Genomic DNA, 1,549 nt, shown 5'->3' with positions numbered 1-1,549 from the left:
GAGGCGCTGACCGGACGGCACGCGCGCAGGCACGCCAACGACACCATGGCGCTGGCGAAGACGGCCGCGGCCGAGCTGCGCACTTCGCTCGACGACGTGCCGGCGCGCATTACCGTGCTGATGGAGGAGCGCAAGAAGCTCGAGCGCGAGCTGTCGGATGCGCGCAAGAAGCTCGCGATGGGCGGCGGCGCCGCCTCCGGCAACGGCGCGGCGGCCGGCGTGCGCGAGGTCGGCGACGTCAAGCTGATGGCGCGCGCGGTCGAGGGCATCGAGATGAAGGATCTCAAGAGCCTCGCCGACGACGGCAAGAAGCAGATCGGCTCCGGGGTGGTTGCGATCGTCGGCGTCACCGAGGACGGCAAGGCCGGCGTCGTCGTCGGCGTCACGCCCGACCTGACCTCGCGCTATAACGCAGTCGATCTCGTCCGCGCGGCGTCGGCCGCGCTCGGCGGCAAGGGCGGCGGCGGAAGGCCCGACATGGCGCAGGCCGGCGGGCCCGACGGCGCCAACGCGGCCGCGGCGCTCGCGGCGATCGAAAAAGCCATGATCGGCGCGTAAGACGGTGCGGCTCGTTCCGGGCAGGCGAGGGTTCTTCGATCCCGATCTCCGGGACCGGCTCTACGAGCTCCTGGAGCACGACCACCTCGGCTATTCCGTCGGCTCGCGCTTCATCCGCCTGATCGTCAGCGTCATCGTGCTCGACGTGCTGGCGATGGTGCTCGCCTCGGTGCCGGATCTCGACGCCCGCTTCGGCGCGCTGTTCACGGCGATCGCGATCCTCTCCGTGGCGGTGTTCGCGCTGGAATATGCCGCACGGGTGTGGACGGTGGCCGGCCACACGCCGCGCAAGGTTCCGCCGCTGCAGGACCGGCTCGGTTACCTCTTTTCCGCCCTCGGCGTCATCGACGTCCTGGCGTTCCTGCCGGCGGTGATCGTGCTGGTCACCGGCCACCGCTCGATGCTCGTCGTGCTCGGCATGCTGCCGTTCCTGAAGCTGATCCGCTACTCGCCGGCGATGCGCTCGCTGCTGTCCGCCGTGCATTCCGAGCGGCGCGCGCTGGTCGGCTGCGTGGTCATCCTGATCGGCGTGGTGCTGATGTTCGCCTCGCTGCTCTACGCCATCGAGCGCGACGTGCAGCCGGAGAAGCTCGGCACCATTCCGCAGGCGATGTGGTGGGCGATCGTGACGCTGGGCACCGTCGGCTACGGCGACGTCGTGCCGGTGACGCCGCTCGGCAAGTTCGTCTCGGTTTTCGCGATCATCAGCGGCTTCGCCATGATCGCGCTGCCGGTCGCCATCATCTCGTCCGCCTTCGCGGAGGAGGTGAAGCGCCGCGACTTCGTCGTCACCTGGGGAATGCTGGCGCGCGTGCCGCTGTTCTCGCACCTGACCGCGGCCGAGATCGCCGACATCATGCGCCTGCTGCGGGCCCGTACCATCGAGCAGGACGAGATACTGGTCCGCCGCGGCGACATCGCCTCGTCGATGTACTTCATCACGGCCGGCGAGGTCGAGATCGAGCTGCCGAGCCAGTGTGTGCGGCTCGCC

General features: G+C 69.7%; 2 protein-coding genes. Both read left to right on the top strand.

Features of this window, described 5'->3' with window-relative positions:
• A partial coding sequence (locus KGM94_RS25240) for a DHHA1 domain-containing protein (RefSeq protein WP_300265482.1) occupies positions 1–558 on the top strand: 558 nt, incomplete at its 5' end.
• A 4-nt stretch (positions 559–562) separates the two neighbouring features.
• On the top strand, positions 563–1,549 hold a 987-nt coding region (locus KGM94_RS25235; protein ID WP_300265480.1), incomplete at its 3' end, for a cyclic nucleotide-gated ion channel.

The organism is Bradyrhizobium sp. (assembly GCF_028868675.1).
Lineage (GTDB): Bacteria > Pseudomonadota > Alphaproteobacteria > Rhizobiales > Xanthobacteraceae > Bradyrhizobium.
The sequence above is the reverse complement of the archived record's forward strand: the minus strand, read 5'-3'. Positions and strand labels throughout refer to the sequence as shown.